Origin of the sequence: Micromonospora sp. WMMD729 (assembly GCF_049315225.1) — a bacterium.
Taxonomy (GTDB): Bacteria; Actinomycetota; Actinomycetes; order Mycobacteriales; family Micromonosporaceae; genus Micromonospora.
Genome location: NZ_CP186059.1, coordinates 6,018,172 through 6,037,577, shown reverse-complemented (window position 1 = coordinate 6,037,577; position 19,406 = coordinate 6,018,172). Strand labels below are relative to the sequence as shown.

Below are 19,406 nucleotides of genomic sequence, written 5' to 3'. Positions count from 1 at the left end.
GCGCAGCCTGACTAGGCTGGACGTCATGCCTGCCGACGCCACCCCGGCCGCCCCCGAGCCGTCCACCGACGCTCGTCCGGGCGCGACGGCCGCCGGCGGCACGCCCGGTGTGCCGACCCCGCGACCGGCGCCGTCCGTGGAGAACGCCGACGACGGCGAGCGGGACGACGCGGTGCCGGCCGCCGCAACAGCCCAGCCCGAGGCGGGCCTGACCGTCCTCGAAGAGGCCATCCTCAATTTCGAGCGGCAGTGGTGGCGGCATGCCGGTGCCAAGGAGCAGGCCGTGCGGGACACCTTCGGCGTCTCCTCGACCCGGTACTACCAGCTGCTCAACGGCCTGCTCGACAATCCGGCGGCGCTGGCCGCCGATCCGGTGCTGATCGGTCGGCTCCGCCGGCTGCGCTCGTCGCGGGCCCGCAACCGCCGCCGCTGACCCGCGGGCGCTACTTCTTCTCGTACCCCTGCAGGCCGTTGCCGATGGCGAAGAACGTCGGCGCCCACTCGCCGATGAAGATCCCCCACCGGTCGGCGCGGGCCACCCCGGCCCGCTCCAGGTGCTTGGAGAGGAACCAACTGGTGAACGAGAGGCCGATGCTGACGAAGCCGGCCATGTACATGTGCTCCGACGTGAGTCCCGATTCGTGCAACCGCTTCAACATGCGATCCCCCTGTCGCCACGGAAGGCCCCGAACCGCCCTCCACCTGCGAAGGGACACCGCGGAGGCCGGCCTCTGTCACGCTACCGCCGGTGGCCGTCCGACGAGCCCGGGTTGCCCCGATACCGGCCGGCGCAGGAATGTGACCAGGAGCGACGGGTAAGCGGGGTACGCCGTCGTACGAGCGAGGGAGTAAGCGATGAGGGGTGCCGACCCGAACGGGCCGTGCCGATGATGCGGGTGCGGTCCGCGTCCGCGCCGGCCCCCGATCGGCCGGTCAACGAGGACGTGGTCTTCCAGTTCGGTCCGCTCGTCGGTGTGCTGGACGGGGCCACGGTGCCGGACGGTTTCGACACGGGCTGCGTCCACGGGCCCCAGTGGTACGTCCGACACCTGGCCGCCCGGCTCGCGGTGGCGGAGGCCGCCCGCCCGGCGGCCCGGCTGACCAGCAACCTGGCCGCAGCCATTCTCGCCGTCCGCGCCGACCACGACGGGCAGTGCGACCTCGACCATCCGGGCACCCCGTCCAGCACCGTGTGCCTGCTGCGCGACTGCGGCGATCAGGTCGACTACCTGGTGCTCTGCGACAGTCCGCTGGTGCTGGACGTGGGCGGTCAGGTCAGCGTGGTGACCGATGACCGGCTGGACACGGCGATGGCCGAGCTACGGCAGACCGTCGCCACCGTGCCGGCGGGCCCGTCGGACCCGGTCGCGCGTTTCCGGCATGCCGTGGGCGTCCAACGGGAGCGGATGAACCGTACGCACGGCTACTGGGTCGCGGCGGCCGACCCGGACGCGGCCTTCCACGCGGTGACCGGGACGGCGTCGCGGCGGGGTTCGGCGGCCCTGCGCCGGGCGGCGCTGCTCAGTGACGGCGCCTCCAGCGCGGTCGAGCAGTTCGGGCTGACCGACTGGGCCGGACTGCTCGACCTGCTGAGCGCCGAGGGCCCGGCCGCGCTGCTCTCCCGGGTACGGGACGCCGAGCGCGACCATCCCGACCGGCTCCGCCGACACAAGTCCACCGACGACGCCTCGGTGGTGTTCTGCGAGTTCGCCCCATAGGCCAGATGACGACGGAGCGTGAGGAGAAACACTCGAATCGCCCGACCGGCCGGTACCCGTGGCCGGACCGCCATCCGATCCCCAATGGGGTGGACTTCGGCCGATAGGGCCGGCAGACTGCGGCACGTGGCGAGTGCGGTCCGGCTGGAGCCGGTGGACGAGCGGAACCTGGAGCCGTTGCTCTCCGTAGCGGCTGCCGAGGCCGAGCCGGGCGAGGTGATGCCTCCGGTGGAGGCACCCGCCGGCTGGTCGCTCGCCCGCCGCGAGGCCTTCCGCGAGTTCCACCGGGCGAGCTTCGCCGGCCTGGACGGACCGACCGGCTCCCAGATGTACGCGATCCTCGTCGGCGGCGAGGTGGTCGGCATGATCCGGATGACCCGCTGTGACGAGCCGGGCACGGTGGAGACCGGCATGTGGCTCGGCCTCTCGGCGCGGGGCCAGGGCATCGGCGCGGCCGCCCTGCGCGAGCTGCTCAACGTCGCCGCCCGGGCCGGCATGCGTGCCGTCGTCGCGGACACGACCCCGGACAATGTCGGCGCACTCGCCGTCCTCGAGAAATGCGGTGCAAAACTGCGCGAGGAAGGCGGAAAGGTGCACGCCGAAATCTGCCTGGATTCGACGCCGCCGGCTTTCTGACTGACGGTCGGCGGCGACCCCCCCCGGTGCCGCCGCCGACCGTCCGATCAGGCGGGGAGCCGCACCACGTCGTAGTCGACGGTCGGGCCGGGCTCGACGTCGAACCGACCGTTCACCACGTAGAGCGCCGGGCCGAGCAGGTCCCCGGTGGCCGGCGACCGCAGCGCCGGGCTGGTGATCTCCCGCCGCACCACCCCGGCGGTCCGGTCGGCGTTCAGCTCGACGACCGCGACCACGTTCGTCAGGTTCCGGATCACGTAGAGGGTGCGACCGCGCAGCACCAGCCCGTCGGCCCGGTCCACCGAGTAGCCGCCGAGGTCGACGACCCGGCTCGCGCCGGTGCGCGCGTCGACGCGTACCAGCCGGCCGGTCAGCATCTGGGCGACCAGCAGGTCTCCGTCGGGCAGGGCCACGATCCCGTTGTTGAACGCGTCGGGCGCGGCGGCCGGACCGCTGAGCGGCAGCACCCGGGCGGCGCCGGCGGCGGGCAGCCGTCCACCCGGGAGCAGCGGTACGACGTACAGCGCCGGCCGGGCCGAGTCGGTGAAGTAGACGGCGCGCGGGGTGACCACGAGGTCGTTGACGATGCTGCCCGGCTCGTCGGTGAACTGGTAGTGGGCCAGTTGCGCGCCGGTCGTGCCGTCGTGGACGCTTGCCGCTCCGGCGGAGAAGTCGGCGGTCCACAGCCGGCCCTGCGGGTCGAGCTTGAGACCGGCCTTCTCCCGACCAGGCGCACCCGGGATGAACACCGAACCCCGCCCGGTCCGCAGGTCACCCCGCCAGACGGCGCCGTTGCCGACCGAGCCGACGTAGACGGTGGTGCCCCGCCCGATCGTCAGCCCTTCCGGGCTGAACCCGTCCGGCAGGGCGATCCGGGACGGAAAAGGCGTCGTGCGAGCGTTCGCCGCCGAGCCGGGCGTGCCGAGGGTGGCCGCCGCCATCAGGGGGACGACGAGAAGAGAGAGCAGCCTGCGCAAGAGGGTCACCGCCTGTCGTCGAGTGGATGTCTCCACTGAGGAACGTTCCGCTTCGAGAACGTTCCTCGGACGGCAAAAGGTTGGACCCGGCGCTCAGTCCCGTTCGGCGGCGTACCGGGCCAGCCAGGCGACCTGGGCCGGGTCCAGCGACGGGCGGACCCGTTCCCGCGCGACGGCCACGTGCGCGGCGGTGACGGTGGCCGCGGCCAGGGACTCCCGCATCGCCGCGAGCGCCGCCTCCCGGATCACCGCCGCGCAGTCCGCGGCCGAGAAGCCGGTCAGTTCATCGCCGAGCGTGGCCAGGTCGACGTCGGACGCCAACGGCACGTTCCGGGCCGCGGCCCGCAGGATCTCCGCGCGCGCCGGACCGTCCGGTGGCGGCACGTAGACCAGCCGCCCCAGCCGGCCGGGCCGCAGCAGCGCCGGGTCGACCAGGTCCGGCCGGTTGGTGGCGCCGACCACCACCACGTTGCGCAGCGTCTCGACCCCGTCCAGTTCGGTGAGCAGCGCGGCGACCACCCGATCGGTGGTGCCGCCGTCGGTGGCCTGCCCGCGCACCGGGGCCAACGCGTCGACCTCGTCCAGGAAGATCAGCGTCGGCGCGGCCTCCCGGGCCCGGCGGAACAGTTCGCGGACGGCACGTTCGCTCTCGCCCACCCACTTCGAGAGCAGTTCCGCGCCCTTCACCGAGAGCACGTTCGCCCGGCCCGAGCCGGCGAGCGCGGTGACCAGGTACGTCTTGCCGCAGCCGGGCGGTCCGTAGAGCAGCACGCCGCGCGGTGGCTGCACGCCGAGGCGGGCGAAGGTGTCCGGGTAGGTCAACGGCCAGAGCACCGACTCGGTCAACGTCTGCTTGACCTCGTCCAGGCCACCGACGTCATCGAGCGTCACGGACGCCAACTCCAGCGTCGATGCGGCCATCGTGGTCGGCCGGACCACCTCCAGGGCGGCGGTGAAGTCGGCCATCGACACCGTCGGCGTCGACGCGGACTTCTGCCGCAGCGCCGCGCGTACCCCGGCCTCCCGGACCAGCGCCGCCAGGTCCGCCGCGACGAACCCGGGGGTACGTCCGGCCACCTCGTCCAGCCGCACGTCGTCGGCGAGCGGGACCTGCCGGGTCAGCACGGTGAGCTGTTCGCGGCGCAGGGCCGCGTCGGGCAGCGGCACGCTGATCCGCAGCGACAGCAGGTCCGGCGCGCGCAGCGCCACGTCGACGGCCTCCGGCCGGCCGGTGGTGCAGACCACGGCCACACCCGCCCGGACGACCTCCGCGAGCACCTGCCGGAACACCGTGGCCAGCGGGCCGGGCTCGTCCGCCGGGGCCAACGCCTCCACGTCGGTGACCAGCAGCACGGCCGGACCGCCGGCCCGGGCCGCCGTCGCGGCGGCGCGCAGCCGTTCGGCGGCGGCCTGGTCGGCCAGCGCGGCCACCTCGGGCGCCCACAGCGGGTGTACGCGGGCACCCACCCGGGCCGCGACCGCCCGGACCAGCGCCGACTTCCCGGAGCCGGCCGGACCGGAGAGCAGCACGCCCAGCGAGATGGTGGTGCCGAGGCGGCCCAGCACCTCCCGGTGGTGGAAGCCGAGGTCGAGCAGTTCGGTCAACTCGTCCGCCTGGGCACGCAGCCCCGGCAACTCGTCCACGTCGGGTGCGTCCGTCTCCGGTACGGCGTCGACTGGCCGGGGCCGCTGGGCCGGCGACGGCGCGCCGTGCGTGGCCGGCCCGTGCTGCCAGGCGACCACCGTGTCCATGGTGACCAGCGAACCGGCGGACGGCTCCACGGTGACGACGCTGAGCAGGGTGCTCGTCCAGGCGAAGCCGACGCTGGTGGCGAGGCTGCGGCGGGCCGCCTCGACGAGACCGCGCGTCGACGCGTCCGGCAGGACGTCCTGCGGCAGCAGCGACACGTCGTCGCCGACGGTGACCACCTTGCCGAGCAGGGCGAGCCGGAGCATCTCCGGGCTGACCGCCGCGAGCACCCCCACCGGCCCGGTCAGGGTGACCCGACCGGCCGGGGTCAGCGGCAGCGGCGACACGCGCACGGACGCGCCGTCCCGCACACCCAGGTTGCCGAGCGTGAGGTCGTCGGCGTAGAGCAGCGCGCTGCTCGCGCCGGACCCGGCCGCCGCGACGATCCCGGCGGTCTCCCGGCGGCCGGTCAGCCGCACCGGAGCGCCGGGGCGCAGGCCCAGCGCGGTCAGCGCCTCGGGGTGCAGCCGCACGATGCCCCGTCGGGCGTCCAGCGCGGCCGGTCGCAGGCTCGCCGTCAGGGTCAGGTCGGGTTGGGCCACCGACCGACCGTAGTACCCGTCAGCCGGTCCCGTCGTTCAGCGCCGCGGATCCAACTCGTCCAGCAGCGACGGGTCGCGCCGGATCAACTCCGCGAGGCGGGCCGCCGGGTCCGGCGTCAACCCGTCCGGACCGGGCGCCCAGGCCGGCACCGTCCGACCGGAGAGCGGCCAGGACGGCGGGGGTTCCACCGGGGTCGGCGGCGGCTCCGGGGCGACCGTCACGTCCGGGCCGTCCCAGGAGACCCGCAGCGGGTACGTCCGACCGTCGTGCTCCACCCGGACGGTCACCGCGAGCCCGGGGTGCACGCCGACGACCTGGCGTACCGCCTCGGTCACCTCCTCGACCGGCCCCCACCCGGCGGCGTCGGGGTCGTCCCGTTCGGCGTGCCGGGCCGGCCCGGCGTTGCGGGCCGGCGCGGCGGTCGGGGCCGGCGGTGACGTGGTGGCGGCACGGTCGTCGGCCCGCCGGCGCCGCGCCTCCTCGCGCCGGGCCAGCCGGGCCAACGTCTCGTCCAGGTCGCCCCTCACCAGATCACCCCTTCCCGCCACGGCCGGAGCCGGTCGGCTCAGGCCTTCCTGTCCCGGGTGGCCCGGTCCAGCGCGCGATCCAGGACGACCAGCAGGGCGTCCCGCACCGAGAGCCGGTCCCGGGCGTCGAACTGCACCAGGGGTACGTGGTCGCCGATGGCCAGCGCCCACCGGATCTCACCGAGCTCCAGCGCCAGTCGCCCGTCGAACGCGTTGACCCCCACCACGAACGGCAACCCGGCCCGCTCGAAGAAGTCGATCGCCGGGAAGCAGTCGTCAAGTCGGGCGCTGTCGACGACCACGAGCGCGCCGAGCGCGCCCCGGGCGAGGTCGTCCCACATGAAGCCGAAGCGGGACTGCCCCGGCGTGCCGAACAGGTAGAGCTTCAGACTGCGGTCGATGGTCACACAACCGAAGTCCATCGCCACCGTGGTGGTGGTCTTGGTGGACCGGATGCCCGGGTCGTCCACGCCGATGCCCGCGCTGGTCATCTCGGCCTCGGTGGTCAGCGGCGCGATCTCGGAGATCGCGCCGACCGTGGTGGTCTTGCCCACCCCGAACCCACCGGCAACGAGGATCTTGACCGGTACGGGTGGCGCGGCCGACGGGCGGCTGGTCGGTCCGGTGCCGGCCGGCGGCCGGTACGGCGGTGGCGGCGGTGGCGGTGGCGGTGGCGGCCCGGTCGGCGGTGGCGCGCTGGCCCGCCCGGACGCCGGACCGGTGCCCGGAGCCGCGCCGTAGCGGGCGGTGGCGCTGTTGCCGGCGAGCCCTCCGCTCGGGGCGACCGGCCATTCAGGAGATCGCACGAAGTCCATCAATCACTCGCAGGATGAGGTCGGGGTCGTAGGCGTCGTTGGCGTCGGTGACGTGCACGTCCAGGTGCCCGGCGGCCCGCAGGTCGCCGACCAGCACCCGGGTCACGCCGAACTGCAGCCGGGCCCGGGCGGAGATCTCGGCCACCGAGATCGGCTCGGCGCAGAGCGCGATGATCGCCTGGAGTTCCGGCGCGAGCAGGCTGACCGGTGTGCCCGTCCACCGGCCGCCCTCGGAGCGGGTCACCTGCGTCTCGAGTCCGATCGCCGGGTCGGCGCCGGCCACCCGTCCGGCGGTGAGCACGAACGGCCGTAGACCGGCCGGGCCGCTGTCGTCCGGAGCCGGCGCCGGCTCCGGCGCCGCCGGCGCGCCGCCCCCACCCGGGGGCGGCGTGCGCAGGTAGGGGCGGATCCGTACCCCGGGCTCCGGGTCCGGATCCTCGCCGGCGACGTCGGGAGTCACTGCTGAACGGCGTTCTTCAGCTCGGCGATCAGGCGCGGGGTGAGCGCGCCGCCGGCCCGGCCGGCGAAGAGCGTCATCTCGTACGCGACGGTGCCCAGGTTCGCCGACCGGTCGGCGACGACACCCAACACCGAGCCGCTGCTGATGGCGCTGATCAACAGGTACCCGTCGGCCATGTCGACGATCACCCGGTTCAGGCCGCCGAGCGCGTACCAGCTGGCCGCGCCCCCGGCGAGGCTGGTCATGCCCGAGACCACGGCGGCCAGGCGCTCCGCGTTGGAGCGGTCCTTGATGGCCGACATGGCCATCAGCAGCCCGTCCGAGGAGACCGCGATCGCCTCCAACACCCCGGCGGTGCTGGAGGTGAACGAGTCCAGCAGCCAGTTGAACGTGCGGGCCTCGGGGCTGAGGTCCCCGGCGGTGGCCGGCTGGGTCTGGTGGTCGACGTTGTCGTGCAGGAAGGGGCTGGTCACCGTGATGATCCTTCTTCGTTCCGACGATCTGGGCTGACTTCGCGGAGAGCACGGGCGACGCCCGCCTCGAACTCGGTGATGAGGCTGCGCACCTCGGCCGGGTCGCCGAGCTGCGGGCTGGCTGGTTGGTTGGGCGGTGAGACCGTCAGGTTCGCGCCGGGCACGCGTCGGCTCAGCCGGGGACGGCTGCGGTTGGCGCCGCCGGTGTCCGCCACGGTCGGGCCGCGGCCGCCCGGGGTGGTGGGCAGGTCGACGGTAGCGCCGGGATCGGCTTCCGTGGGTCCCGCGCCGGCCGGTGGGTCGGTGACCGTCCGCGTCGACCACTGCCCGACGGGGCGATCGGTGGCCGGCGCGCTGCTCGACTCGGCCCGCCGTACGCCGGACTGGAACGCCTCGACCAGCGCGCGGGCGGCGTCCGGGTCGGCGCTGGTGGCGTCGACCGGCCGGGTGGGCGCGGCGGTGGCGGAGAGACTCGCGCCGGGCACCCGCTGCCGGATCCGGGGGCCGGCGGAGGTCCCCGCCGTGGCACTGCCCGGCGCGACGGCGGCGGGTGGCGGTGCCGTACCGGCGGTCGCGGCCGCCGACTCCCGCGCGCCGAAGGCGTCCCAGGACTCGCCGGCCTCCAGGCTGCGGGTGGCCCGGCTGAGCAGGTCCGTGTCGAAGCTGGCCGGTGCCACCGCGGCGACGGCGGGTGCGGGGGTCGGCGCGGGGGTGGCCGGTGCGCTGGCGGCTCCCCGGGCGCGGGCGCCGCGGGCGGAGTCGAGAGCCAGCCGTCGCCCCCGGTCCGGTACGGCGGCACGGGCAACGGTCGCCCCGGCCCGGTCGGCGCGGCGCAGCACCAGGGACGCCTGGGGGATCTCCACCTGGGCGGTCACGCCGCCGCCCGCGGTGGTGGCGAGACTCACCTCCCAGCCGTGGCGGCGAGCCAGCCGGCCCACCACGAAGAGACCGAGCACCTCGGTCGGCGCGAGGTCGAGTCGTTCCCGCCGGGTGAGCCGGGCGTTCTCCTCGGCCAGCCGCTGCTCGCTCATGCCGATGCCCCGGTCCACCACGGTGATCCGGGCGCCCTGCCCGGAGGTCTCGCCGGTCACCACGACCCGGGTGTGCGGCGGGGAGAAGACCGTCGCGTTCTCCATCAGCTCGGCCAGGGCCAGGACGAGGTCGCCGACGATGGCCGGCGCGGCGGCGACACCCGCCGGCACCTGCACGTCGACGCGGGTGTAGTCCTCGATCTCACCGAGCGCCAACCGGACCACGTCGGCGAGCGGGACCGGCGCGGTGTGCGCGTCGGCGCCGGCCGAGCCGGAGAGCACCACGAGGCTGCCGGCGTTACGCCGCAGCCGGCTGGAGATGTGGTCGAGCCGGTACAGGTGCTCCAACCGGCCCGCGTCGGCCTCCTGCTGTTCCAACCGGTCGATCAGCGCGAGCTGCCGGCTCACCAGGTTCTGCGTACGCCGACCGACGTGCCCGAACATCTGCGCCACGTTGCGGCGGCCGGCGATCTGCCGCTCGACCAACTGGGCGGCGGTGTTCTGCACCCGGTCGAACGCCCGGGCCAGGTCACCGATCTCGTCACTGGACCGGATGACCACCGGTTCCAACCGGACCGACTGGACGCTCTCCGCCTCGTCGTCGCTCACCCGGACCAGCTCCGCCTCGGCGACCCGGGCGACCCGGTCGGCGGAGCGGGTGAGCTGGGTCAGCGGTCGGGCCACCGTACGCGCCACCGCAGCGCTGAGCAGCACCACCAGCGCCAGGATCAGCGCCGCCGCACCCGCCACCAGGTAGGCGGCGGTCAGCGCCCGCCGCTGGTCGGCCTTCACCTCGGCGAGCACGTCGGCGACGATCTTCTTCTCGACGAACTGGCCGAGCCGGATCATCGTGCGGACGGCCGGGAACAGCGCCTCCATCGGCACGTCGCGGACCGCTCCGGCCGGGTCCCGGGCGCTGGTGATCAGGAAGTCGGGGCTGGTACGCGCGGCCACCGCGGCGTCGTTGAGCTGGGCCACCTTGAGCTGCTCGGGGGTGATCAGGCTGCGGAAGCGCGCGTTGTCGACCTGGAGGGCGGCGATGCACGCCACGTAGCCGGCGGTGGTGTCCGGAGTACCGATCGCCTTGACCAGGATGCTCAGGGTGGCGCAGGCGCCGATGCCCTCGTCGGCGCGGAGCAGCCCGTCCAGGGCGAGCACCTGGCGACCGGGCAGCGTCTCGGTGTCCACGCTGAACACCAGCCGAAGCGATCCGATCAACTCCTTGTTGACCGGGCCGAAGGCGTCCATCACCTGGCCGGGGTTGGCGGTCCGGGCCAGCACCCCCCGGCGCAGGTCGCCGAGCCGGGACACCCCGTTGAGCGCGTGGTCGACCTGCTCGGTCAGCGCGTCGCCGCCGTCGGCCCGCAGGTCGGCCACCCGGTCGTCCACGTCGGCCGCCTTGCGGATCACCTCGGAGCGTTCGACCCGGCCGAGCAGGAAGCCGATCGACAGGATGCGCTCCTGCTGGAGGTCCTGGACCAGGCTGCCCACCCGGCTGGCGAGTCGTACCTGGTCGGTGATGTCGGCGGCGCGCTGGGCGGCGGCCACCCGGTCGATCACCACGGGCACCGCGAGGCCGACCATGCTCAGCAGGGGAATCACCACGAGCAGCGCGAGCTTGCCGCGGATCCGGAGCCTAGCGAGCAGCATCGAACGGCCCCCACTGCTCGGCGACCGGCTCGTGGGCCGCGCCCACCGGTTGCAGCGGTCGGATGTCGGTCGCGGCCGGCGGCTGCCAGGGATCCCCGGGCGGCGGGGCGGCGGGGGTCACGGCGTCCGGTGCGGCGGCCCGTCGGCGGCTCCGCCGGTCGGCGGCGACCAGCAGCCCGGCGAGCCAGATCAGCAGCAGCGCGGCCACCGCACCCGCCCCGATGGTCAGCCACCGGTCCCGGGCGAGTCCGTCGATCCGGTCGCTGAGCAGGGTGTCCAGTTCACCGAGGATGACGGGCTGGAGCTGGCGCGCGGCGTTGCGCGTGTTGAGCGCGGCGGCGGCCAGTTGACCCTGGTCGACGGTGCCGGCGGCGCTGGGCGCCGAGTACAGGGCCAACGCCTCCACCGACCGCTGATAGGCGTCGAGTGGGGTCAGCACGTTGGCGCCCAGGTCGGTGCTCTCCGAGTTGTCCACGGCGGAGCGCAGGTTGTCGACCACGTCGGTCGCGGGCGACAGGGCGGACACCCGCAGGCCGGTCAGCTCCATCAGACTCCGGGGCCGTTGGGCGGCCGGTCGCCGGCTGGCGAGCGCGCCGAGGTCGGCGAGCCGGCCGGCGGCCACCACCGCCTCGGGGAGTTCCTGTCCGGCGCTGTCCTGGAGGAAGAACGAGTCGGAGCCCGGGTCACGGCCCAGCCCCGAGCTCTCCCGAACCTTTCGGTGCAGGGCGAGCAGCAGGTCGGTCACCTCGCCGTACGCGGTGTAGGCGGCCTCCGGGTCGGCGGGGCTGCGCTCGCGCAGCGCCTCCAGTTTGGCCCGCAGCCCGGCCCACCGTTCCTGGGTGCGTAGTTGTCCGCCGATGCGGGCGTCCACCGCGGCGGCCTGCTCGACCGCGCGGGTCAGCGGCTCGCCGGGGACGCCCCGGCCGGCGACGGCGTTGGACTGGGCCTCCACCAGCGCCTCGGTGATGGGGGCGAGGGCGCGCAGGTACTCCACGCCGAGTCGTTCGGAGTCGGCCAGTTTCCGATCGTCGCCGGTGTGTCGCCAGGTGGACGCGAAGAGCATCCCGACCGGCGCGAGCAGCGCGACGATGAGCAACAGCGGCAGTGACCTGCCGAGCATGGACGTCCGTCGACGGGCCCGCGGCGCGGGGACTGTCATGGTGTGTCTCCTCCGGCGTCGGGCGGGGGATCGGCGCGGTGTCGGGTTCGCCGACAAGTCCCGTCCACCGGACCGGAAAACTAACCGAACCCCCAGGCGAGCCGGTCGGTTGCGGTGAGTCAGGTTTGCGTCAGTTCGTGTGATGTCACCGTTCGTCAGGGTTCCGGGCACGCTGTGTCCCATTTGCTGGTGTGACATGAAGGCATCGAGGGTGATATCCGCGAAAGATCGGAATTCACGGGATCCGAACTCAACTCACTGGCCCGCCACACAGGATGCTCGGTCGCATCGGGCCGGATCACCGATCGGGGCAACCGGACGGACGTACGGCGGATCTCAGCCAACGCTCAGGCTGCGCGCCGTAGCGTGTGCCGCATGAGATCACCGTCGCCGGCCGCGTGGGTCCGGCGTGCCCTGCCCACCCGCCGCCGTGTGATCGCCGCCTCGGTGGTCGTCGTGCTGGTGGCGGTCGTCGTCGGTTGGGCGGTGTGGCCACAGGGATCGGACGTACGAACCGAGAGCGCGATGCTCACCGTCCGCTCCGGACCGTCCGGCGACGCGCCCGTGGACCTGGACACCACCCTGTACCTCCCGCCCGGCGCGTCGTCCGGCCGCAAGGTCCCCGCGGTCCTGCTGGCGCACGGGTTCGGCGGCACCAAGGAGTCGGTGCGCTCGGACGCCGAGGAGTTCGCCGGACGCGGGTACGCGGTGCTCACCTGGACCGCGCGGGGCTTCGGCCGCAGCGGCGGCGAGATCCACCTGGACAACCCGGACTACGAGGTGCGCGACGCGCAGCGGCTGCTGGACTGGCTGGCCGCCCGCCCCGAGGTACGGACCGACGCCCCCGGCGACCCGAAGGTCGGCGTGGTCGGCGGCTCGTACGGCGGTGGTCTGGCGCTGTTGCTGGCCGCCCAGGACCGCCGGGTGGACGCGATCGTCCCGATGATCACCTGGAACGACCTGTCCCGGGCGTTCCTGCCGGAGAGCACCGGCGGCGCGCCGACCGAGGGTGTGTTCAAGAAGGGCTGGGCCGGTCTCTTCTTCGGCGGGGGCGGGAACGTGGGCAGCGGCCCGGCCGGGCTGTCCGGTACGACCGCCGCGCAGCCCGAGGGCGCCCCGGCGTCCGCCGGCCCGCCGAGCCCGGGACCGGGAGCGGGCCCGGGTACCGCGCCCGGTGGCCTTCCGGCCGGTGCCGCCGACCCGTCCTGCGGGCGGTTCGCGGCCGACGTCTGCGCCGCCTACCTGCGGATCGCCACCACGGGCCGGGCCGACCAGGCCGCCGTCGACCTGCTCCGTCGGTCCAGCCCGGCCGGCGTGCTGGACAGGATCAAGGCACCGACCCTGCTGGTGCAGGGCGAGGCGGACACCCTCTTCCCGCTCGGTGAGGCGGACGCGAACGCCAGGGGCATCGCCGCCACCGGCACCCCGGTGCGGGTCGCCTGGTTCACCGGCGGACACGACGGGGGAGCGGGTCCCCGCTCCGACTCGGACCGGGTGAAGTTCCTGACCGTCCAGTGGCTCGACCACTACGTCAAGGGCGAGGGCGACGCACCCGGCGACGACTTCACCTGGTCCCGGATCGCCGGCTTCGACGCGCTGGACCGGGGTCTGGTCGCCACCGGCTTCCGCCGCGCCGACTATCCGGGCCTGGCCGGCAACGCCCGCCGCGAGGTGGCGGTCGCCGGTCCGGCGCAGCCGATCGCGAACCCGCCGAACGGCAACCCGGCCGCCATCTCGTCGATCCCGTTCGCCGGTGGCCTCGCCTCGCTGCTCGACGGGGTGGCCGGCGACGTGCCCGGCCAGCACGCGCGCTTCGAGTCGACGCCGCTGACCGAGGCGGTGGACGTGGCCGGCGCGCCCACGGTGACCGTGCGGGCCGCCTCGCCCACCGGGGAGGCGGTGCTCTTCGTCAAGCTCTACGACGTGGACAAGGACGGGGCGGCCACCCTGCCGAACGGCCTGGTCGCCCCGATCCGCCTCACCGGCCTGCCGCAGCGGGTGCAGGACGCCCGCCCGGTCACCGTGACGCTGCCCGGGATCGTCCGCCGGATCGAGGCGGGGCACCGGCTGCGCCTGGTGGTGGCCAGCTCCGACCAGGCGTACACCACGCCCGCCGCGCCCACCGTCTACACGGTGGCCGCCGACGGCGCGGTCAGCCTGCCCACGGTCGACGGCGAGCCGATCCCCACCGCGGCCACCGTCTGGCGCTGGGTGCTCGCCGGCCTGCTCGCCGCCATCGTGATCGGGCTCGTCGTGGTCGTCGCCGTGGTCCGCCGCCGGCATCGCCGCCAGGACCGCTCGGTGCATCCGGAGTACGCGGACACGCCGCTTGCCGTGCGCGCGCTGCGCAAGGAGTACGCGGACGGCTTCGTGGCCGTGTCGAACGTGGACTTCGAGGTGCACCCGGGCCAGGTGGTGGGCCTGCTGGGGCCCAACGGCGCGGGTAAGACCACCACCCTGCGGGTGCTGATGGGACTGACCCAGCCGACCGCCGGCGAGATCTACGTGTTCGGTCGTCGGCTGGTGCCCGGCTCGCCGGTGCTGTCCCGGATCGGCGCGCTGGTGGAGGGGCCGGGGTTCCTGCCGCACCTCTCCGGCCTGGCGAACCTGCGGGCGTACTGGCGGGCCACCGGGCGACCGGCCGAGGACGCGCACTTCGACGAGGCGTTGGAGATCGCCGGGCTGGGCGACTCGGTGCACCGGAAGATCAAGAACTACAGCCACGGTATGCGCCAGCGGCTCGCCATCGCCCAGGCCATGCTGGGCCTGCCCGAGCTGCTGGTGCTGGACGAGCCGACCGACGGGCTCGACCCGCCGCAGATCGCCGAGATGCGCCGGGTGTTGCAGCGGTACGCCACCGACGGCCGGGCGGTGCTGGTCTCCAGCCACCTGCTGGCCGAGGTGGAGCAGACCTGCACGCACGCGGTGGTGGTCAACAAGGGCCGGATCGTCGCCTCCGGGCCGGTCCAGGAGATCGTGGGCGAGTCGCCGAGCGTGCTGTTCGACGTCACCGACCCGGCGGCGGCGCGGGCGGTGCTGGATCGGCTGGACGGCGTACGGGTGCTGCCGGAGAGCGACGGGCAGTTGGTGGTGGACACCAACGGCACGGCGCGCAGCGAGGTGGTGGCCGAGCTGGTGCGGGCCGGTATCGGGGTGGACCGGGTGGTGCCCCGGCGACGCCTGGAGGACGCGTTCCTCGCCCTGGTGGGCGAGAACTCTCGGGGAAGCGGTGACCGGTGATGGCAGTTGTCGACGCGGGCGAGGCCCGGGGCTACCGGCCGTCAGCCACCCTGCCCTTCGCGGCGGAGTTCCGCCGGCAGGCGTCCCGGCGGCGGACCCAGCTCGCGCTCGGGTTCATGGTGCTGCTGCCGCTGATCATCCTGATCGCCTTCCAGTTCAACTCCGGTGGTGACGACGACAACGGCAACAACGAGTTCGCCAGCCTGGTCGACCTGGCCACCTCCGGCGGGCTGAACTTCACACTCTTCTCGATCTTCGTTTCGGCGTCGTTCCTGCTGGTGGTGGTCGTGGCACTGTTCTGCGGCGACACGGTGGCCAGCGAGGCCAGCTGGGGGAGCCTGCGGTACCTGCTGGCGATCCCGGTGCCCCGGGCACGGCTGTTGACGGTCAAGCTGGTGGTCGCGCTCGCGTACTCGGGTCTGGCCCTGGTGTTGCTGGCGGGTACCGCCCTGCTCGCGGGCACCCTGCGCTACGGCTGGTCGCCGCTGCGCAGCACGGTGGCGGCCGAGCTGGAGCCCGGCGAGGGACTGCTCCGGTTGTTGGCGGTGCTCGGCTATCTGGCGGTCGTACTCCTGGTGGTGGCCGGCCTGGCGTTCCTGCTGTCGGTGACGACGGACGCCGCGCTGGGCGCGGTCGGCGGCGCGGTCCTGCTGTGGATCCTGTCCAGCATCCTGGACCAGATCACCGCCCTGGGCGTGCTGCGGAACTTCCTGCCCACCCACTTCAGCACCGCCTGGCTGGGGCTGCTGTCTACGCCGGTGCAGACCGACGACGTGGTACGCGGCTGCATCTCGGCGATCAGCTACGCGACGCTGTTCTGGGGGTTGGCCTTCTGGCGGTTCACCCGCAAGGACATCACGTCGTAGGTATCCGCCAGGGGCTGACGCCGATCCGCCCGGTGTTGCCCACGTCGACCGGGCCGTGCGGGTCGACGTCCTCGGCCGGCTGACCGGCGGCGGGCGCCACCGACAGGTACGCCCCGTCGGTGGCCACCACCGTCGAGTCGGTGACCAGGTTGCGCCAGAGGACGGTGGCGACGGCCCGTTCGCCCTTGTGCAGCGTGATCGGCTGCGGCGGCTGGTCGAAGCCCGAGGTGATGCCCTTCGCCCCGTTCACCACGGCGAGGATGATCGGCTTGCGCCGCTCGTCGAGGACCCACACCGTCGGGTACCCGTCGAGCCGGTACGGGTGGTCGCCGCAGTTGACCAGCTCCAGGCCGAGAGCGCGCAGCCCCATCGCCGCGTCCCCGCCGGTCGAGCGGATCCGGATGCCGGACGCCGGGCACGTGGGCACGGGCTCGGCGCTCGCCGACGGGGCGGGGCTCGAAGATTTCGGCGGCGGGCCGGTCGGGTCGCCGCCCTGCCCCGCGTGATCGCGTGGGACGCAGGCGCTGAGCGTGACCAGCAGAGCGGCCGCCGCGCCGACCCGTCGCCCGATGGCGTTGCGAAAGATCATTCCTCGATCCTCGCCGACGGTTCTAATCCGCCGCTGCCCGGGCGGTCGTCGTTCGCTCTGGGGCGGACCTGCCGTCCCCTGCTCAAACGCTGTCGAGCTGCCCCAAATCTGGGGCAGCACTGCCTCCGGCCAGCGTCCGCATCGGCTACGTGTCCGGCCGTAAGTCGCACAACCCGCCAGGATGGTCGGTGGGCAGGGCGCAGCGGGCACCGCCGGGTCAGTCGGCACCCTCTGGTGGCCTTCCACCAAGCCGGCGGCGACGCTCGAACTCCAGCAGGTCGGCAAGGTCCTGCTCCTCCCGTTGACGCGCCTCCTCTGCCTGCTTCTCGCGACGTCGGTGATCGAATTCGGTGTACACCTGCCCGACCCGCGCTTCGGCCGCAGTGGCGGAGATTCCGCCGGCACCGGTCAACACCTGCCGTTCATTGAAGGTCAGGAACGCGTCGGCACGCTGAACCCATTCCGCCATCAGGATCTGCTGTCGGCGGCGTGCCCGGTCCTCGGCGAAGTCGAGGAACATCGTGGTCAGTCGATTCAACTCAGTGATCTCGTCAGCGGTCAGGTAGTTCTTGGAGATAGCGGTGTCCGCCTTGCGTACCTGCTGGCCGCGCCAGGTGGTCAAGCCCATAGTGGGTGAACTCGGGTCAGCCCGCTTCACCATCAGTTCGCCGGCGGTATGACCCGTGACCGCATAGATCAACTTATTTTGGATGGTGGCGAAGAACGTCTTGGCGGTGTCGCTGGTCCCGGAGTAGTCGGCGCTGGTGGCGGCGAAGATGTCGCGGACCTTCTGGTAGAAGCGCTTCTCGGACGCCCGGATGTCCCGGATGCGTTCCAACAGCTCGTCGAAGTAGTCCGCAGCGGCGGCGTCCTTGAGTCGTTCGTCCTGCATGGCGAAGCCCTTGACCAGGTACTCCGACAGCACTGTCGTGGCCCATTGGCGGAACTGCACCGCGCGGGGTGTGGTCACCCGGTAGCCGACGGCCAGGATCATGTCGAGGTTGTAGACCTTGACCTCGCGCCGCACCTGCCGCGTGCCCTCGGTCCGAACTACTAACTCTGAGTTAATAGTTGCTTCGGTCACCTCCCCTTCGGCAAGCACCCGTCGCATGATCTGCACGATGTTGGGGACCGAGGTGCCGTACAGCTCGGCCATCTGGGCCTGCGTCAGCCAGACCGTTCCCTTGGCCGCCCTCAGTTGGACAACGGAACCGCCGTCGTCGGTGCGGTAGAGGACCAGTTCTCCGGCAGGATCGGTCACCGTGGCTCCTGTGCTGTTGGATGTCGCGCCAACGGTTCACGTTAAACGACCGCCGCGTGACGGAGCAGTTGCGAATCGCGCACCCCCTGTCCGTCAAATGAGCAGCGTGGGTGGTCGGTCGTCATCCCGGCCCACAAGAACCGTCGGGGTGGTAGGCGGGCAGGTCGCAGCGGGCGCCGTCGGGTAGTCGGTGGTCGCACCAGACCCGGGTACGCACGAACTGACGGTCCTCCTCGCTCAGCGTCGTCTCGCCGAAGTCGATCGCGGTGACGTGGCCGAGTGAGTCACGCAGAGCCTCGGCCAGCGCCCGAGCGCCGGCGATGCTGGTCAGGGTGGTGGGTAGGTGCACGATCCAGCGGGGTGGTACCTCGTACTCCGTCATGGTTCTCCCTTCGGCTCGGGCTTCACGCACTCACGCCGGACAACCCTTCGGTGTACGACGTCAGCGCCTCGGCGGCCGCCGTCAGGCTCTCGGTCATCAGGTCGAGCTGTTCGGCAGCCCGGGCCCACTGCCCACTCGCTGTCTCGGCGGCCAGGTCGGGCTGGCCGGCGTCGGCGAGCTGCTGCCGAGCTGCGCTGATCCGCGCCGGAAGCTGACCAACCTGTGCGGCGGCGGCACCGAACTGGTCGCGCGCGGCATCCAGCACCTCGATCAGGTCGCCGATGCTGGGCTGGCCGGACGCGGTGCGCAGCCGGCTCACACCGTCGCTGAGCTGCCGTTCGGCGTCACCGGCCAGGTCGAGCGCGTCGTCTCCGCGACGCCGCGCGTGCCGGATCGCCGGATGGGCGCAGCCGGCGCTGGTCCGCTCCAACAAGACGGTCGCGGCGGCCACCGCGAGGTACGTCTCGCGCAGCTCGCCGGCCACCTGCTCGACCTCCCAGGCGGCGCTCGCCTCGGTCACGGTCACGGTGGGCCTCCTCTCGGATCTGTGGGTGCCGGGGCAGCGCGACAGCCAGCCCAGATGGGGGCATCTGAGCTGACCTGCGCGCCGCCCCGACGGGGGGAACCGCCCAGTGCCTAGCTGGAAGTTCCTGATCCCAGCTTTACCGGTAATGCCGGTAAAGTCAACGATGCGCTTGAGGTGACTCGCGTCGTCGTGATCAGATGGGCATGCCTAGCTGGGAGTACCTTGCATGCCCACACCACGGAAGTTCGAGCCGCACTACCGGCGGATCATCGCCGACATCAGGAGGCGTATCGCCGACGGCGAGTGGCCGCCTGGGCACAAACTGCCCTCGACCAAGGAGTTGGCAGACCTGTACAACGTCGGCAGCCAGTCGACTGTTCGGCAAGCCATCACGATCCTTATCGAAACCGGTGAGTTGTACGGCCACCAAGGGCTGGGCGTCTTCGTGGCTGAATAGCCTTCAGTTCGGGAGTGCGATACAAGTCGATACTCGATACCGTCGCCACGTGTACGTCGACGGAGGACGGGTTGCCCGATGAGCATCGCCGAGCTGAAGGCGACCCTTGGTGCTGCCATCGAATCCGCCCGCCAAGGCCGCCGAACCCTCGATCTGGCGATTGCAGAGGCCGAATCAGCGACCAATGAAGCGGCCCGAGTCCTCCGAGGTAGTCAGCATGCCGAGGTGGCGCGGACCCACAGTGCGCTTCGTTCCGCCCATGCCGAGGTTGCACCGACTCGCCGCCGCTTCGATACCTGTGCCGAGAAGGTCGGCGGCTACCGCTCGCAACTCGGATGACCAGCGT

At 72.9% G+C, this 19,406-nt stretch carries 20 protein-coding genes; 7 read left to right on the top strand and 13 right to left on the bottom strand.

From position 1 onward, the window contains the following. Positions 1 to 25 precede the first annotated feature (25 nt). On the top strand, positions 26 to 433 hold the full coding sequence (locus ACN263_RS27790; protein ID WP_422737191.1) for a DUF3263 domain-containing protein: 408 nt from the start codon (positions 26 to 28) through the stop codon (positions 431 to 433). A gap of 10 nt (positions 434 to 443) precedes the next feature. Here ACN263_RS27790 and ACN263_RS27785 read toward each other — a convergent pair whose 3' ends face one another. Then, entirely contained in the window at positions 444 to 659 is a 216-nt protein-coding gene (locus ACN263_RS27785; protein WP_422737190.1) for a hypothetical protein, read from the bottom strand. A gap of 228 nt (positions 660 to 887) precedes the next feature. On the opposite strand from ACN263_RS27785, the gene ACN263_RS27780 reads away from it, so the two are divergent. Further along, entirely contained in the window at positions 888 to 1,718 is an 831-nt protein-coding gene (locus tag ACN263_RS27780) for a hypothetical protein (RefSeq protein WP_422737189.1), read from the top strand. A 126-nt stretch (positions 1,719 to 1,844) separates the two neighbouring features. After that, positions 1,845 to 2,354, top strand: a complete 510-nt coding sequence (locus tag ACN263_RS27775) for a GNAT family N-acetyltransferase (RefSeq protein ID WP_422737188.1) — start codon at positions 1,845 to 1,847, stop codon at positions 2,352 to 2,354. Between the two features lie 47 nt (positions 2,355 to 2,401). Here the strand turns inward: ACN263_RS27775 and ACN263_RS27770 are convergent, their stop codons facing one another. The 8 genes from ACN263_RS27770 to ACN263_RS27735 all read right to left on the bottom strand — a co-directional run bounded on the left by ACN263_RS27770 (position 2,402) and on the right by ACN263_RS27735 (position 11,739). Then, a complete protein-coding gene (locus tag ACN263_RS27770; protein WP_422737187.1) occupies positions 2,402 to 3,340 on the bottom strand; it encodes an SMP-30/gluconolactonase/LRE family protein in 939 nt (312 codons plus the stop codon). 84 nt (positions 3,341 to 3,424) lie between these two features. Further along, positions 3,425 to 5,623, bottom strand: coding sequence for an AAA family ATPase (locus tag ACN263_RS27765; RefSeq protein ID WP_422737186.1), 2,199 nt, complete (start codon positions 5,621 to 5,623; stop codon positions 3,425 to 3,427). A 36-nt stretch (positions 5,624 to 5,659) separates the two neighbouring features. Continuing rightward, a complete protein-coding gene (locus ACN263_RS27760) occupies positions 5,660 to 6,151 on the bottom strand; it encodes a hypothetical protein (protein ID WP_422737185.1) in 492 nt (163 codons plus the stop codon). A 38-nt stretch (positions 6,152 to 6,189) separates the two neighbouring features. Then, positions 6,190 to 6,966 carry a GTP-binding protein gene (locus tag ACN263_RS27755; RefSeq protein WP_422737184.1) on the bottom strand — a complete coding sequence of 259 codons (777 nt, stop codon included), beginning with the start codon at positions 6,964 to 6,966 and terminating at the stop codon, positions 6,190 to 6,192. Beyond that, the gene (locus ACN263_RS27750) at positions 6,944 to 7,426 is read right to left on the bottom strand and encodes a DUF742 domain-containing protein (RefSeq protein ID WP_422737183.1); all 483 of its coding nucleotides are present in this window, start codon (positions 7,424 to 7,426) and stop codon (positions 6,944 to 6,946) included. The genes ACN263_RS27755 and ACN263_RS27750 overlap by 23 nt, the downstream gene beginning before the upstream one ends. Beyond that, the gene (locus tag ACN263_RS27745) at positions 7,423 to 7,899 is read right to left on the bottom strand and encodes a roadblock/LC7 domain-containing protein (protein ID WP_422737182.1); all 477 of its coding nucleotides are present in this window, start codon (positions 7,897 to 7,899) and stop codon (positions 7,423 to 7,425) included. The genes ACN263_RS27750 and ACN263_RS27745 overlap by 4 nt, the downstream gene beginning before the upstream one ends. Continuing rightward, entirely contained in the window at positions 7,896 to 10,580 is a 2,685-nt protein-coding gene (locus tag ACN263_RS27740) for a nitrate- and nitrite sensing domain-containing protein (protein ID WP_422737181.1), read from the bottom strand. Before ACN263_RS27740 ends, ACN263_RS27745 begins: the two co-directional genes overlap by 4 nt. Next, a complete protein-coding gene (locus tag ACN263_RS27735) occupies positions 10,567 to 11,739 on the bottom strand; it encodes a hypothetical protein (RefSeq protein WP_422737180.1) in 1,173 nt (390 codons plus the stop codon). The genes ACN263_RS27740 and ACN263_RS27735 overlap by 14 nt, the downstream gene beginning before the upstream one ends. A gap of 375 nt (positions 11,740 to 12,114) precedes the next feature. On the opposite strand from ACN263_RS27735, the gene ACN263_RS27730 reads away from it, so the two are divergent. Together ACN263_RS27730 and ACN263_RS27725 are read left to right on the top strand one after the other, a co-directional pair. Continuing rightward, on the top strand, positions 12,115 to 14,979 hold the full coding sequence (locus ACN263_RS27730) for an alpha/beta fold hydrolase (RefSeq protein ID WP_422737179.1): 2,865 nt from the start codon (positions 12,115 to 12,117) through the stop codon (positions 14,977 to 14,979). Further along, entirely contained in the window at positions 14,979 to 15,845 is an 867-nt protein-coding gene (locus ACN263_RS27725; RefSeq protein WP_422737178.1) for an ABC transporter permease, read from the top strand. The genes ACN263_RS27730 and ACN263_RS27725 overlap by 1 nt, the downstream gene beginning before the upstream one ends. Here ACN263_RS27725 and ACN263_RS27720 read toward each other — a convergent pair. The 4 genes from ACN263_RS27720 to ACN263_RS27705 all read right to left on the bottom strand — a co-directional run bounded on the left by ACN263_RS27720 (position 15,835) and on the right by ACN263_RS27705 (position 18,603). Then, entirely contained in the window at positions 15,835 to 16,434 is a 600-nt protein-coding gene (locus tag ACN263_RS27720) for a DUF4232 domain-containing protein (RefSeq protein WP_422737177.1), read from the bottom strand. The two genes, ACN263_RS27725 and ACN263_RS27720, sit on opposite strands and share 11 nt — an antisense overlap. Positions 16,435 to 16,651: 217 nt before the next feature. After that, on the bottom strand, positions 16,652 to 17,695 hold the full coding sequence (locus tag ACN263_RS27715) for a virulence RhuM family protein (RefSeq protein WP_422737176.1): 1,044 nt from the start codon (positions 17,693 to 17,695) through the stop codon (positions 16,652 to 16,654). A 121-nt stretch (positions 17,696 to 17,816) separates the two neighbouring features. Next, positions 17,817 to 18,077, bottom strand: a complete 261-nt coding sequence (locus tag ACN263_RS27710; RefSeq protein ID WP_422737175.1) for a hypothetical protein — start codon at positions 18,075 to 18,077, stop codon at positions 17,817 to 17,819. Positions 18,078 to 18,099: 22 nt separating this feature from the next. Next, the gene (locus tag ACN263_RS27705) at positions 18,100 to 18,603 is read right to left on the bottom strand and encodes a hypothetical protein (RefSeq protein ID WP_422737174.1); all 504 of its coding nucleotides are present in this window, start codon (positions 18,601 to 18,603) and stop codon (positions 18,100 to 18,102) included. 226 nt (positions 18,604 to 18,829) lie between these two features. On the opposite strand from ACN263_RS27705, the gene ACN263_RS27700 reads away from it, so the two are divergent. Next, complete coding sequence (locus tag ACN263_RS27700) at positions 18,830 to 19,060, top strand: winged helix-turn-helix domain-containing protein (protein ID WP_357128894.1); 231 nt, start codon at positions 18,830 to 18,832, stop codon at positions 19,058 to 19,060. 78 nt (positions 19,061 to 19,138) lie between these two features. Then, positions 19,139 to 19,399, top strand: coding sequence for a hypothetical protein (locus tag ACN263_RS27695; RefSeq protein ID WP_422737173.1), 261 nt, complete (start codon positions 19,139 to 19,141; stop codon positions 19,397 to 19,399). Positions 19,400 to 19,406 lie beyond the last annotated feature (7 nt).

What these genes read in the sequence shown, in the direction of transcription:
- ACN263_RS27790 (WP_422737191.1), top strand. Translation starts at nt 26, where the DNA reads ATGCCTGCCGACGCCACCCCGGCCGCCCCCGAGCCGTCCACCGACGCT.
- ACN263_RS27785 (WP_422737190.1), bottom strand. Translation starts at nt 659, where the DNA reads ATGTTGAAGCGGTTGCACGAATCGGGACTCACGTCGGAGCACATGTAC.
- ACN263_RS27780 (WP_422737189.1), top strand. Translation starts at nt 888, where the DNA reads ATGATGCGGGTGCGGTCCGCGTCCGCGCCGGCCCCCGATCGGCCGGTC.
- ACN263_RS27755 (WP_422737184.1), bottom strand. Translation starts at nt 6,966, where the DNA reads ATGGACTTCGTGCGATCTCCTGAATGGCCGGTCGCCCCGAGCGGAGGG.
- ACN263_RS27740 (WP_422737181.1), bottom strand. Translation starts at nt 10,580, where the DNA reads ATGCTGCTCGCTAGGCTCCGGATCCGCGGCAAGCTCGCGCTGCTCGTG.
- ACN263_RS27735 (WP_422737180.1), bottom strand. Translation starts at nt 11,739, where the DNA reads ATGACAGTCCCCGCGCCGCGGGCCCGTCGACGGACGTCCATGCTCGGC.
- ACN263_RS27730 (WP_422737179.1), top strand. Translation starts at nt 12,115, where the DNA reads ATGAGATCACCGTCGCCGGCCGCGTGGGTCCGGCGTGCCCTGCCCACC.
- ACN263_RS27725 (WP_422737178.1), top strand. Translation starts at nt 14,979, where the DNA reads ATGGCAGTTGTCGACGCGGGCGAGGCCCGGGGCTACCGGCCGTCAGCC.
- ACN263_RS27720 (WP_422737177.1), bottom strand. Translation starts at nt 16,434, where the DNA reads ATGATCTTTCGCAACGCCATCGGGCGACGGGTCGGCGCGGCGGCCGCT.
- ACN263_RS27710 (WP_422737175.1), bottom strand. Translation starts at nt 18,077, where the DNA reads ATGACGGAGTACGAGGTACCACCCCGCTGGATCGTGCACCTACCCACC.
- ACN263_RS27700 (WP_357128894.1), top strand. Translation starts at nt 18,830, where the DNA reads ATGCCCACACCACGGAAGTTCGAGCCGCACTACCGGCGGATCATCGCC.
- ACN263_RS27695 (WP_422737173.1), top strand. Translation starts at nt 19,139, where the DNA reads ATGAGCATCGCCGAGCTGAAGGCGACCCTTGGTGCTGCCATCGAATCC.